A 15,061-nucleotide genomic window follows, 5' to 3' on the forward strand; every position below is an offset into this window, starting at 1 on the left:
AATGACCCATCCCTTCGCCGAACTCGACACCGCCCTGACAGAGCTTCGCGCCGCCCACCTGGCCCGCCGCCGCGTCATCGTGGAAGGCGTAGCCGGTGCCCACTACCGCGTGGACGGCCGCTCGCTGCTCGCCTTCTGCAGCAACGACTACCTCGGGCTCGCGCAGCACCCGGCACTCATCGAGGCGGCGCGGGAAGGGGCGGCGCGCCATGGCGTCGGGGCGGGCGCCTCCCCGCTGGTGAGCGGCCACAGCGCGGCGCACGAAGCCCTCGAAGCCGAGCTCGCCGCCTTCGTCGGCCTGCCGCGGGCGCTGTACTTCGGCTCGGGCTATGTCGCCAACATCGGACTGATCCCGGCGCTGGTCGGGCGCGGCGACGCCGTGTTCTCGGACGCGCTCAACCACGCCTGCCTGATCGATGGCGTGCGCCTGTCGCGAGCCGAGCCGCACATCTACCCGCACGGTGATCTCGCCGCACTGGAGGCGCAACTTGCCGCGAGCCCCGGCCGCCGCAAGCTGGTGGTGACCGATGCGGTGTTCAGCATGGACGGCGACGTGGCACCGTTGCCGGAGATGCTGCGCCTGTGCGAACGCTTCAATGCCTGGCTGATGATCGACGACGCGCACGGCTTCGGCGTCCTCGGGCCCGACGGCCGCGGCACGGCGGCGCACTTCGGCATCGACTCGCCACGCCTCATCTACATGGCGACCCTCGGCAAGGCAGCAGGGAGCGCAGGCGCCTTCGTCGCCGCCGACCCGACGATGGTCGAGTGGCTGCTGCAGCGGGCGCGCAGCTACATCTTCGCCACCGCGACGCCGGCCATGGTGGCCGAGACGCTGCGGGCCTCGCTGCGCGTGATCGCAAGCGAGGGCTGGCGGCGTGAGCGCCTGCAGGCCCTTGTCGCCCGCCTGCGCGCCGGCACGGTCGACCTGCCGTGGTCGCACCCGGAATCGGCGACCGCCATCCAGCCCCTCATCATCGGCGCCAACGAAGCGGCACTGGCCGCCATGCAGGGCCTGCGCGAGCGCGGCCTGTGGGTGCCCGCCATCCGGCCGCCCACCGTCCCGGACGGCACGGCGCGGCTTCGCATCTCGCTGTCCGCGGCCCACACCGAAGCCGATGTCGACCGCCTGGTGACGGCCTTGCACGAAATCGCCTGAGCCGAGGCCCGGGCGGCTCAAGCTCCCGGGCTCGGTTGTCCATCCCGCCCCGGAGCCTTCGATGACCGCCTTCCCGCACCTGCTCGCGCCACTCGACCTCGGTTTCACCACCCTCCGCAATCGCGTGCTGATGGGCAGCATGCACACCGGCCTCGAGGACGGGCGGCGGCACTTCGGCGCCATGGCCGCCTTCTTCGCCGAGCGGGCCCGTGGCGGGGTAGGGCTCATGGTGACGGGCGGCTTCTCGCCCAACATCGAAGGCTGGGTCAAGCCCTTCGGCGGCACCCTGTCCACGCACGGGGCGGCGCGCCGCCACAAGCAGGTGACCGACGCCGTGCATGCCGAAGGCGGCAAGATCGCGCTGCAGATCCTGCACACCGGCCGCTACGGCTACCACCCGCTGTGCGTGGCGCCCTCGCGCATCCAGTCGCCCATCTCGCCGTTCGCGCCGCGCGAGTTGAGCGCCCGCGGCATCGAGCGCCAGATCCGTGCCTTCGTGCGCTGCGCATCCCTGGCCCGCGAAGCCGGCTACGACGGGGTCGAGGTGATGGGCAGCGAGGGCTACTTCATCAACCAGTTTCTCGTCACCCACACGAACCACCGCACCGACGAATGGGGCGGCTCGTTCGAGAACCGCTCGCGACTGGCGGTGGAGGTCGTGCGCCGCGTGCGGGAGGCGGTGGGGCCGGACTTCATCATCATCTACCGCCTCTCGATGCTCGACCTCATTCCCGATGGAGGGACCTGGGAGGAGGCAGTGCAGCTGGCACGGTCGATCGCGGCGGCCGGCGCGACCCTGATCAACACCGGCATCGGCTGGCATGAGGCGCGTGTGCCGACCATCGCGACCAGCGTGCCGCGCGGCGCCTTCGCGTGGGTCACCCGCAAGATGCGCGAGGCATTGCGGGCCGAGGGCATCCAGGTGCCCCTCATCACCAGCAACCGCATCAACACCCCTGAAGTCGCGGACCAGGTGCTCGCCGACGGTTGCGCCGACATGGTCAGCATGGCGCGTCCGCTGCTCGCCGACCCGGCCTTCGTCAACAAGGCTGCGGCCGGCCGCAGCGCCGACATCAACACCTGCATCGCCTGCAACCAGGCCTGCCTCGACCACACCTTCAAGAACCAGCTGGCCACCTGCCTCGTGAACCCGCGTGCCGGTCATGAGACCACGCTGCTCATCCGGCCGGCGCCGGCACGCAAGCGCGTCGCTGTGGTCGGCGCCGGCCCGGCGGGCCTCGCCGCCGCCACCACGCTGGCCGAGCGGGGACACGAGGTGCACCTGTACGAATCCGCCGCGGTCATCGGCGGGCAATTCAACATGGCGTGCCGCGTGCCCGGCAAGGAGGAGTTCACCGAGACGCTGCGCTACTTCACCGGCCGCCTGGCGGCCACCGGCGTCGTGCAGCACCTCGGGCAGACGGTCGATGCCGCCACGCTGCTGGCCGGTCGTTTCGACGACGTGGTCCTCGCCACCGGCGTACGGCCCCGCAACCCCGGCATCCCGGGCAGCGACGGCCCCAACGTGCTGAGCTACATCGACGTGCTGCGTGAGGGCAGGGAGGTGGGGCCACGGGTCGCCATCGTCGGCGCCGGTGGCATCGGCTTCGACGTCGCCGAATTCCTGGTCACCCCGCCCGGGCACTCGCCCACCCTCGACCTGGCCGCCTGGCAGGCCGAGTGGGGCGTCCGCGACCCGGCCGAGGTGCGGGGCGGCGTGGTGCGCCCGGCACCCACCGCACCGGCACGGCAGGTCACGCTGCTGCAGCGAAAGAAGGGCAAGCTGGGCCGGGGCCTGGGCAAGACCACGGGCTGGATCCACCGCGCGGCGCTCGCGATGAAGACCGTCGAGATGATCGGGGGCGTCAACTACGAGCGCATCACCCCGCGCGGCCTCTACGTCACCTATGGCGAGCAGCACCAGGATGGCCAGTGGATCGAGTGCGACCACGTCGTGCTGTGCGCCGGACAGGAGCCCCTGCGCGACCTGCTCGCGCCGCTGCAGGCCGCGGGCCTGCGAACGCACGTCATCGGCGGGGCGGACGAAGCGGCAGAGCTCGATGCCAAGCGGGCGATTTCACAAGGGACCCGTCTGGCCGCGGCCCTCTGAACGCCAAGAACCATCGTTCTGTACAACAGAACCATGTTGTCCCGACCGTGACCGGGTGCAAGGGGAAAGTCCTCAATACGGCTCGTTACGTGAACGATTAGGCTGCGTTGAGGTCTGCGGCACCGCTTCGGTGCCTGTGCAACCGCCCCATTCACCAGGAGTTCATTCCATGCGCAACCCGTACCCGTTCCGCCTGTTGGCCCTCGCCAGCGCCAGCGCTCTCCTCCTGACCGCCTGCGGCGGCGACGACGATCCGCTGCCGGTGGCCGAGGAAACCCGCGCGCAGGACAGCCGCACCGCATTCGCCCCGGCCGAACCGACCGCCACCACCTTCGCCGCGATGGCCAACGGCACCGCCGAAACCGACGGCACCAGCCGTTGGGCAGGCGTGCTCAACGGCGCGGCCTACCGCGTCGAGGTGCCGGCCAACTGGAACGGCAAGCTTGTCATGTACGCCCACGGCTACGCCGGCACGGGCAACGCCCTCGGCGTGAGCAACCCCTCCATCCGCCGCCACCTGCTGATGAACGGCTACGCCTGGGCCGCTTCGAGCTACTCGAAGAACTACTACGACGTGCGCGTGGGCGTGGAGGACACCAACGCCCTGGCGCTCGAGTTCACCAAGATCGCCACGGCGAACTCGCGGCCGCTCACGGCGCCGACCAAGCTCTACATCATCGGCCACTCGATGGGGGGCCACATCGCCGGCGCCGCGGTGGAAGACGAGACCTTCGCCACCGCCCGCAACAAGGTGCGCTACAACGGCGCCGTGCCGATGTGCGGCGTGATGGGCGACACCGAACTGTTCGACTACCTGGGCGCGGCCCAGATCACCGCGCAGGCCCTGGCCGGCAAGGCGCAGACGCCCATCGCCGAATGGGCGACCATCAAGGACCAGGTCACCGCCGCCCTGTTCACCACCTTCCCGTCGGTGCCGACCGCCACCGGGCTCAAGTACCGCTCGGTGATGCAGAACCTGACCGGCGGTCCGCGCCCGATGTTCGACATCGGCTTCGCCGGTGCGTACACCGGCGTGGTGTGGGGCACCTTCGGTGGCGACGGCACGGTGAACGGCATCTTCAACAAGCCCGCCGTCGACACCAACCGCTTCGTCTACAAGATCGATGGCGACACGGCGGGGTCCGACGCGCTGAACGCCGCGGCCCTGAAGCTCACCGCCGCGCCCGACTTCAACCGCCTGCGCACCGATGGCCTGCGCTGGGTGCCGAAGGTCAACGGCGAGTTCAAGGTGCCGGTGGTCACGTTGCACACCCTGGGCGACATGTACGTGCCGTTCAGCATGCAGCAGATCTACCGCACCCGCACCCAGGCCAAGGGCAATGGCAACTGGCTGGTGCAGCGCGCGATCCGCGGCGTGGCGCACTGCGACTTCACCGTCCAGGAACAGGCGGAAGCCTTCGACGCGATGGTGACGTGGGAGACCACCGGCACCCCGCCCGCCGGTGACGACGTGATGACCGCGGCCACCGTGGCCGCCCCGACGTATGGCTGCAACTTCACGCGCAACACGACGGGCATCGACGACAGCGCAGCGATCGTTGACGCCCGGGGCAAACTGAGCGTCGGCGCTCCCTGCACGCAGTAAGACCAGCGAACCGTCCAGCGACAAGGGGCGGGGCCTTCGGGCCCTGCCCCTTTCTGATTTCGGCCGCTGTCAGCCCCGGCCCAGCAACTTGCCCTCGGCGAGGGCCAGCGGCTCGGGCAACCCCGACAGGACCAAGGTGTCGCCCGCGGTCAGCCGCAGTTCATCATCGGGACGCGTCACGGCACCGGAGGCGCGCCGCACGGACACCACGCTCACGCCCAGCGCATGCAGCGCCAGTGACCCGAGCGATTCACCCAGACTCGAGGCCGCCGGCGGCAGGCTCACGCTGAGCAGCCGGGCCTGTTGGCGCTCGTCCGCGGTGTCATCGTCCGCGCCATGGAAATACCCGCGCAGCAAGCCATAGCGGGCATCCCGCTGGTCCTGCACCACGCGGATGACGCGACGCATCGGCACACCCACCAGCGCCAGCGCATGGCTGGCCAGCATCAGGGACCCTTCGATCGTCTCCGGCACGACGCCGGTGGCACCGGCCGCCTGCAGGCGCTCGATGTCGGTGTCGTCACGGGTGCGCACGATCACCGGGACCTTGGGCGCATGCTCCTGCACCAGGTGCAGGATCTTTAGCGCCGAGGGGGTGTCGTGGTAGCTCACCACCACCGCATTGGCGCGCGCCAGCCCCGCCGCCATCAGGCTTTGCAGGCGCGCGGCGTCGCCGAACACCACGCTCTGACCGGCGGCCGTGGCCTGCCGCACGCGGTCCGGGTCGAGGTCGAGTGCCATGTAGGGAATGTGCTCGTGCTCGAGCAGGCGGGCGAGGTTCTGCCCGCTGCGCCCATAGCCGGCGATGATCACGTGCGCTTCCGTGCTGATGGCCCGCTTGGCGATGCGGGTCATGGCCACCGACTGCATCAGCCAGTCACTCGAACTCAGGCGCATCACGATGCGGTCGCTGTACATGATGACGAAGGGCGTCATCAGCATCGACAGCACCATGCTGGCCAGCACCGGGCTCTGCAGTTCGGCCGGAACCAGCCGCTGCTGCGTCGCCAGGGTGAGCAGCACGAAACCGAACTCGCCCGCCTGCGCGAGGTAGAGGCCCGTGCGCAGGGCCACGCCGGCCGGTGCACCGAAGGCCTTGGACAGCCCGGCGACCAGCGCGAACTTGAACAGCACCGGCACGAAGCTGAGCACCAGCACCAGGCCCCACCGGTCGAACACGATCTCGGCATTGAGTTTCATGCCAATGGTGATGAAGAACAGGCCCAGCAGCACGTCGTGGAAGGGCCGGATGTCGGTCTCCACCTGGTGCTTGTATTCGGTCTCGGCGATGAGCATGCCGGCCACGAAGGCGCCCAGGGCCAGCGACAGACCGGCGTGTTCGGTGAGGTAGGCGAGGCCCAGGGTCACCAGCAGCAGGTTGAGGATGAAGAGCTCATCGCTGCGGCGGCGCGCGACGATGGTGAGCCACCAGCGCATCACCTTCTGGCCACCGACCAGCAGGACCGCCAGCACCACGGCGGCTTTCACTGCCGCCAAGGCGAGCGATTGCACCAGCACTTCCGGCGACGACCCGAGCGCGGGGATCAGCACCAGCAGCGGCACCACGGCCAGGTCCTGGAAGAGCAGCACGCCCATCACGCGCCGACCGTGTTCCGATTCGAGCTCCAGCCGCTCGGCCATCAGCTTGACGACGATGGCGGTGCTGCTCATGGCGAGCGCTCCGCCGAGGGCCACCGCGCTCTGCCAGCTCAGACCCCATTGGCGGCCGGCCATGGCCAGGCCCCAGGACAGGAGCACGTTCACCGCCAGCACCGCCAGGATGGTGAACAGCACCTGGCTCAGCCCCAGGCCGAATACAAGGGTGCGCATGCTGCGCAGCTTGGGCAGGTTGAACTCCAGCCCGATCACGAACATGAGGAAGACGACGCCGAACTCGGCCAGGTAGCTCACGCTGGCGGAGTCGGCAGCGAGCGCCAGCGCATGAGGCCCGATGAGCACGCCGACCGCAAGGTAGCCCAGCATGGGCGGCAGCTTCAGCGAACGACAGATCGCCACACCGGCCACCGCGGCGACCAGGTACAACAACGCCAGTTCGAGGGTGGATGCCATCAGCAGGGACGGGGGAGGGGAGGAAACCTACAATCACGCCATCCTACTGGACAGCCCACCTTCCTCCGTGCCAACACTCAACGCAACCGTCGATTCTTTCGACGCCGAACGCTGCCTGCGTCTGGCGCACCAGACCTTCGACATCGAGGCGCAGGCCTTGATCGGGCTCAAGGCCCGCCAGGGCGAGGGCTTCACGCGGGCCGTGGAAGCCATGCTGCGCTGCAGCGGCCGGGTGGTGGTGATGGGCATGGGCAAGAGCGGCCACGTCGGGCGCAAGATCGCCGCCACGCTGGCCTCCACGGGCACGCCTGCCATGTTCGTCCACCCGGGCGAGGCCAGCCATGGCGACCTGGGCATGGTGACACCGGGTGACGTGGTGCTCGCCATCTCGAACTCCGGGGAGAGCGACGAGATCGTCGCCATCCTGCCGGCCCTGAAGCGAGTGGGCATCACGCTCGTGGGCATGACGGGGCGCAGCGAATCGTCGCTCGCCCGGCACGCCGACCTGGTGCTCAACAGCGCGGTCGACGCCGAGGCCTGCCCCTTGAACCTGGCCCCCACCGCCAGCACCACCGCCCAGATGGCGCTGGGCGATGCGCTCGCGGTGGCGCTGCTCGACGCCCGCGGATTTCGCGAAGAGGACTTCGCCCGCTCGCATCCCGGCGGCAGCCTGGGCCGCAAGCTGCTGACCCACGTGCGCGACGTGATGCGCAGCGGCGACGATGTGCCTCGCGTGCCGCCGGACGCATCGTTCGTCGACATGATGAAGGAAATGACCCGCAAGGGCCTCGGCGCCACCGCCATCGTCGAGCCCGGCACCGATCGCGTGCTCGGCATCTTCACCGATGGCGACCTGCGCCGCCTGGTCGAGGGCGGCCAGGACCTGCGCGGGCTGAGCGCCCGGCAGACCATGCACCCCGGCCCCCGCCTGGTCAGGGCAGACGCCCTGGCCGTGGATGCCGCCGACCTGATGGAGCAGTACCGCATCACCAGCGTGCTGGTGGTCGACGCCGACGAGCGGCTGGTGGGCGCGCTCAACACGCACGACCTGATGCGCGCGAAGGTCATCTGATGGCGGAGCGACTCGACCCGGTGCTGCGCTTTGCCCCCGAACTGCTGCTCAAGGCCCAGGGCCTGCGAGCGGCCATCTTCGACGTCGACGGCGTGCTGACCGATGGCCGCATCTACATCGGCGCCGACGGCGAGGGCGTCAAGGCCTTCAACACACTCGATGGGCACGGTCTGAAGCTGCTGGCGCAGGGCGGCATCGAGCCCGTCATCATCACCGGTCGCGACTCGCCGGCCGTGCGGCGGCGGGTGGCCGACCTCGGCATCCGGCATGCGGTGTACGGCGCCCACGACAAGCTCGCCGCGGCCCGCGAGCTGATGCAGCGGCTGGGCATCGACTGGTCCGCCATGGCCGCGGTCGGCGACGACTGGCCGGATCTGCCGCTGCTCACCCGTGCGGCCTTCGCCTGCGCCCCGGCGAACGCCCACGCCGAAGTGCTTGCGGTGGCGCACCATGTCACCTCGGCCCGGGGCGGCTACGGCGCAGCCCGCGAATGCTGCGACCTGATGCTCATGGCCTGCGGTGCCTACGCACGGCTGCTGCACGGCCACCTCACCACCCTTGACGCCGCACCCTGAGGACACGCGTGGAGACCTCGCCCAGCACCCTCGCGCCCGCGGCTTCGGACCCGACGCCGCCGCCGCAACGGCAGCCGCTGCACTGGCAGGTGCTGCACATCGCTTCGGCCTACCTGCCCGTGCTGCTGATGGCACTCCTCGCCATGGGCACGTGGTGGCTGGTGAAGAACACCGGTCCTGTTGCCGATGACCGCCCGGCCACCGCGCCGCGCCATGAACCCGACTACGAGATGCGCAACTTCTCGGTGCAGCGTTACCGGCCCACCGGCGCGCTCGAGACGCAGCTCGAAGGCGAGGCCCTGCGTCACTTCCCCGACACCGACACGCTCGAGATCGACAACGTTCGCCTGCGCGCCGTGGACGCCGAAGGCCGCACGTCCGTGGCGACCGCCCAGCACGCGCTGAGCAACGGCGACGCGAGCGAAGTGCAACTCATCGGCCGCGCCGAAGTCGTCCGCGAGGCCACCGACACCCAGGCGCCGATCCACTTCCGCAGCGAGTTTCTTCATGCCTACCTGGATGAGCAGCGCGTGGCGTCGAACAAGCCGGTCGTGGTGACCCAAGGCGCCACCGAGGTGAAGGCGGGCGGCATGGAGTACACCCATGCCGACGGCGTGATCCGCTTCACCGGCCGCACCCGCGCCACGTTCGCCCCGCGGCCAGCCAAGCCATGAGCCGGCCCCTCGTCTACATCACCGGGGCCTCGAGCGGCATCGGACAGGCGCTCGCGCTGCGCTATCACCAAGCCGGCTACCGCCTGGCGCTCGTGGCGCGTCGAACGGATGAGGTGCAGGCCTGGGCTCGCGGGCTTGGCATCCGTGCCGACACCTGCCGCATCTTCGCGGCCGACGTGCGCGACATCGACGCCATCACGGCCGCCGGGCGCGCATGCCTGGCCGACCAGGGGGTGCCGGATGTCGTCATTGCCAATGCCGGCATCAGCGTCGGCGTGGACACCGCCATTGCAGAAGACCTGGAGGTCGTCCGTCGCACGTTCGAGACGAACAACCTCGGCATGTGCGCCACCTTCCAGCCCTTCATCAGCCCCATGCGCGCCCGAGGCACCGGCAGGCTGGTCGGCATCGCGAGCGTCGCGGGCATCCGGGGCCTGCCCGGCCACGGCGCCTACTGCGCCAGCAAGGCCGCCGTCATCAGTTACCTCGAGAGCCTGCGCGGCGAACTGCATGGCAGCGGTGTCGGGGTGGTCACACTGCTGCCCGGGTACATCGCAACGCCGCTGACGGCGAGCAACCGCTACAGCATGCCCTTCCTGATGCAGCCGGAAGCTTTCGCGGCGCGCGCTTTCGATGCCATCGATGACGGCGTGAGCTACCGGGTCATCCCCTGGCAGATGGGTGTGGTGGCCAAGCTGATGCGGCTGCTGCCCAACGCTGTCTTCGACCGGCTGCTGGTCGGCCGCGAACGCAAGCACCGCGCCGGCGAGTAACCAGGCGCCGGCCCCACCGCAAGCGGCTCACGGCCGCAGTGATCCCCGCCCCGCCCGATTCCTGCCCCGTGGGGGGTGTCAAAGGCGGGCAGCTCGCAGCGCTTCACGGAAACCGCGCCTGAGATCTGAGCCCGCTGGCCGCCGCATCCTTGGCGACCGGCCACCTCGTCGACGTGTCGACGTCGCGTTGCCCGGCTCATGGGACGAGCCATCACGCGAGCCGCCCAGCAACGCCCGCGCCGTCACCGCCACAGAAACGAAAAAAGGCAGCAGCGCATCAGCGCTTGCTGCCTCTTCATGCAGAGCAGAGAACGTCGTCATCAAGACGGCAGGCCCGCGGGCCGACCGTCAAGGACGAAGCTCAGGCTCAGTAGCCGCCGCCGCCCGAACGGCCACCGCCGCCGTAGCCACCGCCGCCACCCGAGCGGCCACCGCCGCCGCCGTAGCCGCCGCCGCCGCCGGAGCGGCCACCGCCGCCACCGCCGTAGCCGCCACCACCGCCGCCGCCGTAGCCACCGCCGCTGCTGCCGCCGCCGCCATAGCCACCGCCGCTGGAACGGCCACCGCCGCCACCACCGCCGTAGCCACCGCCGCCGCCGAAGCCGCCGCCCGAGCGACCACCGCCGCCACCGAAGCCGCCCGGACGCTCTTCACGAGGACGGGCTTCGTTCACGACGAGCGCGCGGCCGTCGAGCGACTGGCCGTTCATGCCGTTGATGGCGGCTTGAGCTTCCTGGTCGGTGCCCATTTCGACGAAACCGAAGCCCTTGGAGCGGCCGGTGTCGCGATCCATCATGACTTTGGCCGAGGACACGGCGCCAAATTGTGCAAATGCTTGCTGCAGATCGTCGTCCCGCACGTTGTACGAGAGGTTACCGACGTAGAGTTTGTTGCCCATGGAGAGCGCCTTTCATTTCCTAGTTTCAGAGAACCATGTGGAGCTTTTACCTATCCCGAACACTCAAGCGAAGGCGCTGCTTCCAGACACAGAAACTGCATTATCAAGTAATTTCCTGAGGGCGCGCAAATGATGGAAACCCCTTAGGAAATGCGGCTTCCGCCGATCTGTTGTTTTGCCGCTTCCCATGTAAGAAATGTCCTGCAAAGGACGCGCTCACAATACGCCAATGGATATCTACAAGCCCCTCATCGCCCTGTTGGCCATTGTCAATCCGATCGGCGTTATTCCCTTCTTTATCCATTTCACGCAGGGTTTCACGCCCGACCAGCGCAAGCGCACCATTCAGGTCAGCGCCTTCACGGCGTTCCTCGTGATCGCCGTCAGCGCGCTGGCCGGCCTCAAGATCATCGAGTTCTTCGGGATCTCGCTCGCGTCGTTCCAGGTCGGGGGCGGCACGCTGCTGTTGATTTCCGCGTTGCAGATGTTGAACGCCCAGCCGGCCGAGACCCGGCAGGAAGACGTTCACGAGGGGGACCACAAGCTCGATGCCGGCGACAGCATCGCGGTCGTGCCGCTGACCATCCCCCTCCTCACCGGACCTGCCACCATCTCCACCATGGTCATCTACGCCGACAAGACCCAGCACTGGTGGGAACTCGGCTACCTCGTCGGCTACGGGGTCGCCATCGGCGTGGCGGTGTGGCTGGCGTTCAGTGCGTCGGGGCGCATTGCGAAAGTGCTCGGGCGCACCGGCATCAACGTCATGACGCGGCTCATGGGCCTTATCCTCGCCGCCCTGGCCGTGGAGGTGATGTCCGACGGGCTGCTCAAGCTCTTCCCGGTGCTGGCCCGCGCCGCCTGAGGGGGCAGGGTGGCGACGCCGCGTACGGGTTCATCCCCTCGACGCACAAACCGCCCCGACTAGACTGCGCCCGGTGACGACACCTTCCCGCTACGACCACATCATCTGTGGCGCCGGCACCGCCGGTTGCCTGCTTGCCAACCGCCTCAGTGCCGACCCGAACCGCCGCGTGCTGCTCATCGAAGCCGGTGGGCACGACGACTACCTCTGGATCCACGTGCCCGTCGGCTACCTGCGCTGCATCGGCAATCCGCGCACGGACTGGCTGTTCCGCACCGAACCCGATCCGGGCCTGAACGGCCGCTCATTGCGCTATCCGCGCGGCAAGGTGCTGGGGGGCAGTTCCAGCATCAACGGCATGATCTACATGCGCGGTCAGGCGCGCGACTACGACCATTGGGGAGCCCTCGGCAACCCCGGCTGGAGCTGGGACGAGTGCCTGCCGTTCTTCCTGCGCCACGAAGACTTCTACCGCGGTGCGGATGCGCTCCACGGCGCCGGAGGCGAATGGCGGGTCGAGCGCCAGCGCCTGCACTGGGAGTTGCTCGATGCCTTCGCGGCCGCGGCGCAGCAGTACGGCATTCCCCACAGCGAAGACTTCAACCGCGGCGACAACGAAGGTGTCGGCTACTTCCACGTGAACCAAAAGAAGGGCATTCGCTGGAACGCTTCGAAGGCCTTCCTTCGTCCGGTGGTCGGCCGGCCCAACCTCCAGGTGTGGACCGGCGCGCACATCAGCCGCGTGCGCGTCGAGCCCGGGGAGGGCGGACTGCGTGCCGTGGGGGTGGACATCCTGCCTGCGGGGGGCGGGGCACCGGTGCAAGCCGATGCCAGCCAGGGCGTGGTGCTGTGCACGGGGGCGGTCGGCACACCGCACCTGCTGCAGCTCTCCGGCCTCGGCCCGGCCGCGCTGCTGCAATCGCTGGGTGTACCGGTGGTGCGCGACCTGCCCGGTGTCGGCGGCAACCTGCAGGACCATCTTCAGGTCCGCGCGGTCTATGGCGTGGAAGGCGTGCGCACGCTCAACACCATGAGTCGCAGCCTGTGGGGCCGCGCCAGCATCGGCCTCCAGTACGCCTGGAGCCGCAGCGGACCGCTCAGCATGGCGCCCTCGCAGCTGGGCGCGTTCACGCGCAGCGATCCCTCGCAGCCGCACGCCAACCTCGAATACCACGTGCAGCCGCTCTCGCTCGACGCTTTCGGCGAGCCGCTGCACACCACGGACGCCTTCACCGCCAGCGTTTGCAACCTCAACCCGACGAGCCGAGGGCGGGTGGTCGCACGCAGCGCAGATCCCCGCGAGGCGCCGGCGATCCACACCGGCTACCTGGCCACCGAGGAAGACCGCCTGGTGGCCGCCCAGTCCCTGCGCATCACGCGGGGAATCGTCGGGCAGCCGGCACTCGCGCGCTACCGCCCTCAGGAGCTGCGCCCCGGCGCCGAGATCGTCGACGACGCCGACCTGGCGAGACTGGCGGGCGACATCGGCACGACCATCTTCCACCCCGTCGGCACCGCGCGGATGGGGCCCGCCGAGGACACCCACGCCGTCGTCGACAGCCGCCTGGCCGTGCACGGCGTGAGCGGGTTGCACATCGCCGACGCCAGCATCATGCCGACCATCACCAGTGGCAACACGAACGCGCCGACCCTGATGATCGCCGAGCGGGCAGCGCAGTGGATCCTCGAGTCCGCGCGCCCACACGCGACCTGAGCGGCGGGCAGCAGGCGGCCCGCGGCTTGGTCAGACCTTGCCTCGCCGCAACCTCACAGAGGCGCGGACCTGCCAAATCGGCTCCCCAAGAGCGTTGCGAGACGGAAGCCGTCGGGCCGTGCACTTTTGCGGACAGGGGCGTCGAGAAGTGCTGTCCAAAATGCACAGCTGCACACTAAATTGCCGTTTCGGTTAATTTTGTTGTGCTTTTTGCCGGGGAAGACCTCGATCTCGACAGGAGATCCGCAAGTTTTTTTGGAGATGCAGGGAAACACCTGATGTGACAGTACACACCCGTGCACTAACCTTCGTTCACTCGCAGCAGGCATCGAACACATGCTCGCAGGGCGGGGGACAGAGGAGACAATCACGCACCCAATGGCATCACCCGCCCGAGGCTGCGACATAAAGGCTGACACAGCCGTATCGTGATCCGCCAGTAAAAGAAGACAGGGGCACCGGAGCAATCCGGTGCCCCTTGTCATTGGTGCCTCCGAGTGAAACGGACACTCCACCGGGTCCATCGACGCCTCACGGCCACAGGGAGGCGGGCCGCTCGGGAGAGGCGGCTCCTGCGGCATCTCTGCTCGACGGCCCACGACCCATCCGCACGTGCAAGCGCTGCACACCGACACGACCGCCCGACATCAGGCAGACTCGCGGGCCGCCTTCGCCTTCGCCTTCGCCTTCGCCTTTCCCGCTCCCGCTGTCGTCCATGCTCGAACTTCTCACTGTTTCCATTGCCTCCCTGCTGGCAGGCTTCGTCGATGCCATCGTGGGCGGCGGCGGGCTCATCCTCCTGCCCGCGCTGTTCAGCGTGTTCCCGAATGCCGCCCCGGCCACGCTGTTCGGCACCAACAAGAGCGCTGCCATCCTGGGCACCGCCTGGGCCGCCGGCCAGTACGCCAAGCGGGTCGAGATGCGCTGGCACGCGCTGGCCCCCGCCACCGCGGCCGCCCTGGTCGGCAGCTTCACGGGTGCGTGGGCCGTCACCCTGGTGAGCGCCACCGGCTTGCGAAAGGCGCTGCCCTTCGTCCTGCTCGCCGTGCTGCTGTACACCCTGGCCCGCAAGGACCTGGGTCGCCACCACGCGCCCCTCTATGTCGGCCGAAGAGAGGCCCTGGTGGCCAGCGCCATCGGTCTGCTCATCGGCTTCTACGACGGTTTCTTCGGTCCGGGCACGGGCAGCTTTTTCGTCTTCCTGTTCGTGCGCCTGCTGGGCTACGACTTCCTCAACGCCTCGGCCGGCGCCAAGCTGCTCAACACCGGCACCAACGCCGCAGCCATCGCCCTCTTCGCCTGGAAGGGCCACGTGTGGTGGCACATCGCCGCCGTCATGGCGGTGGCCAACGTCGCGGGCAGCCTGTTCGGCACCCGACTGGCCCTGCGCCACGGCGCAGGTTTCGTGCGGAGCATGTTCATCGTGGTCGTCAGCCTGCTCATCCTCAAGACGGCGTGGGACGGGCTGTTCAAGGCCGCCGCCTGATTGCGCCAACTACCCCGGTTTTCCAGGTCTCTTCGCCTTTACGCCTGGCGGCCCGGTGG

Annotated in this window: 12 protein-coding genes; 10 read left to right on the top strand and 2 right to left on the bottom strand. The window is 69.0% G+C overall.

Features of this window, described 5'->3' with window-relative positions; genetic code table 11:
- Position 1 precedes the first annotated feature (1 nt).
- The 3 genes from bioF to ACSQ2F_RS20245 all read left to right on the top strand — a co-directional run bounded on the left by bioF (position 2) and on the right by ACSQ2F_RS20245 (position 4,875).
- Complete coding sequence (gene bioF, locus ACSQ2F_RS20235) at positions 2–1,159, top strand: 8-amino-7-oxononanoate synthase (protein ID WP_436026042.1); 1,158 nt, start codon at positions 2–4, stop codon at positions 1,157–1,159.
- A 61-nt stretch (positions 1,160–1,220) separates the two neighbouring features.
- Positions 1,221–3,269 (top strand): FAD-dependent oxidoreductase, encoded by a 2,049-nt coding sequence (locus ACSQ2F_RS20240; protein ID WP_436026043.1) that lies wholly within the window; start codon positions 1,221–1,223, stop codon positions 3,267–3,269.
- Between the two features lie 169 nt (positions 3,270–3,438).
- Complete coding sequence (locus tag ACSQ2F_RS20245; RefSeq protein WP_436026044.1) at positions 3,439–4,875, top strand: alpha/beta hydrolase; 1,437 nt, start codon at positions 3,439–3,441, stop codon at positions 4,873–4,875.
- A 69-nt stretch (positions 4,876–4,944) separates the two neighbouring features.
- Here ACSQ2F_RS20245 and ACSQ2F_RS20250 read toward each other — a convergent pair whose 3' ends face one another.
- Positions 4,945–6,945: a cation:proton antiporter domain-containing protein gene (locus ACSQ2F_RS20250; protein WP_436026045.1), complete on the bottom strand. Its 2,001-nt coding sequence runs from the start codon at positions 6,943–6,945 to the stop codon at positions 4,945–4,947.
- Positions 6,946–7,012: 67 nt separating this feature from the next.
- Between ACSQ2F_RS20250 and ACSQ2F_RS20255 the strand changes: the two genes are divergently transcribed.
- Genes ACSQ2F_RS20255 through ACSQ2F_RS20270 form a run of 4 tightly spaced genes read left to right on the top strand, consistent with a single transcriptional unit; the run spans position 7,013 to position 10,039 of the window.
- Complete coding sequence (locus ACSQ2F_RS20255) at positions 7,013–8,017, top strand: KpsF/GutQ family sugar-phosphate isomerase (protein ID WP_436026046.1); 1,005 nt, start codon at positions 7,013–7,015, stop codon at positions 8,015–8,017.
- Positions 8,017–8,592: a KdsC family phosphatase gene (locus ACSQ2F_RS20260; protein ID WP_436026047.1), complete on the top strand. Its 576-nt coding sequence runs from the start codon at positions 8,017–8,019 to the stop codon at positions 8,590–8,592. The genes ACSQ2F_RS20255 and ACSQ2F_RS20260 overlap by 1 nt, the downstream gene beginning before the upstream one ends.
- An 8-nt stretch (positions 8,593–8,600) precedes the next feature.
- On the top strand, positions 8,601–9,266 hold the full coding sequence (gene lptC, locus ACSQ2F_RS20265; RefSeq protein WP_436026048.1) for an LPS export ABC transporter periplasmic protein LptC: 666 nt from the start codon (positions 8,601–8,603) through the stop codon (positions 9,264–9,266).
- Positions 9,263–10,039, top strand: coding sequence for an SDR family oxidoreductase (locus ACSQ2F_RS20270; protein ID WP_436026049.1), 777 nt, complete (start codon positions 9,263–9,265; stop codon positions 10,037–10,039). Before lptC ends, ACSQ2F_RS20270 begins: the two co-directional genes overlap by 4 nt.
- 367 nt (positions 10,040–10,406) lie before the next feature.
- Here the strand turns inward: ACSQ2F_RS20270 and ACSQ2F_RS20275 are convergent, their stop codons facing one another.
- Complete coding sequence (locus tag ACSQ2F_RS20275; RefSeq protein ID WP_436026050.1) at positions 10,407–10,937, bottom strand: RNA recognition motif domain-containing protein; 531 nt, start codon at positions 10,935–10,937, stop codon at positions 10,407–10,409.
- Between the two features lie 229 nt (positions 10,938–11,166).
- On the opposite strand from ACSQ2F_RS20275, the gene ACSQ2F_RS20280 reads away from it, so the two are divergent.
- From ACSQ2F_RS20280 to ACSQ2F_RS20290, 3 genes are all read left to right on the top strand, one after another.
- Positions 11,167–11,802: a MarC family protein gene (locus tag ACSQ2F_RS20280; protein WP_436026886.1), complete on the top strand. Its 636-nt coding sequence runs from the start codon at positions 11,167–11,169 to the stop codon at positions 11,800–11,802.
- A 73-nt stretch (positions 11,803–11,875) separates the two neighbouring features.
- Complete coding sequence (locus ACSQ2F_RS20285) at positions 11,876–13,516, top strand: GMC family oxidoreductase (RefSeq protein ID WP_436026051.1); 1,641 nt, start codon at positions 11,876–11,878, stop codon at positions 13,514–13,516.
- Between the two features lie 715 nt (positions 13,517–14,231).
- The gene (locus ACSQ2F_RS20290) at positions 14,232–15,002 is read left to right on the top strand and encodes a sulfite exporter TauE/SafE family protein (RefSeq protein ID WP_436026052.1); all 771 of its coding nucleotides are present in this window, start codon (positions 14,232–14,234) and stop codon (positions 15,000–15,002) included.
- Positions 15,003–15,061 lie beyond the last annotated feature (59 nt).

This window comes from Rhizobacter sp. LjRoot28, assembly GCF_964253025.1.
GTDB lineage: Bacteria > Pseudomonadota > Gammaproteobacteria > Burkholderiales > Burkholderiaceae_C > Rhizobacter.